We start from the raw sequence: 530 nt of genomic DNA on the forward strand, positions 1-530 counted from the left end.
GGGGACGCGTTCGAGCCCGCCGTCGACGGTCAGCAGCAGCGCGTCCTCGTGGTCGCGCCGCACGCGCGCGAGCGCACGCGTCACCTGCTGCGCGAACGCGAAGTACGGCACGGGCTTGACGACGTAGCCCAGGGCCTCGACCTCGTAGCCGCGCGCCGCCTGCTGCGCGAGGTGCGTGACGAACACGATCGGCACGTCGGGGTCGACGGTGCGGATCGCGCGGGCCGCGGAGAAGCCGTCGAGCGCGGGCATCTCGACGTCGAGCAGCAGCACGTCGAACGCACCCGGGCGGTGCGCCGCGACGGCCTGCGCGCCGTCGGTGAAGCGCGCGACGGCGAACCGGTGGCCGTGCTCGCGCTCGTACCGTCGCAGGTGCTCGACGAGACGCGTCGCGCACGCGTTGTCGTCCTCGACGATGCCGATCCTGATCACAGTGCGTCCCCGGGGTCCCGCGCGCCCCGCACGGGGCGCGTCGGACTGCCGGAGCCCGGGTGCGGGGCGAGGTCCCCTGTCGCGCGCACGGCCCCGGC

At 75.5% G+C, this 530-nt stretch carries 1 protein-coding gene; it reads right to left on the minus strand.

Features of this window, described 5'->3' with window-relative positions; translation table 11 throughout:
- A partial coding sequence (locus tag G3I71_RS46425; protein ID WP_164324963.1) for a response regulator occupies positions 1-432 on the minus strand: 432 nt, incomplete at its 3' end.
- Positions 433-530: the final 98 nt, after the last annotated feature.

This window comes from Streptomyces sp. SID12501 (genome assembly GCF_010550245.1).
GTDB lineage: Bacteria > Actinomycetota > Actinomycetes > Streptomycetales > Streptomycetaceae > Streptomyces.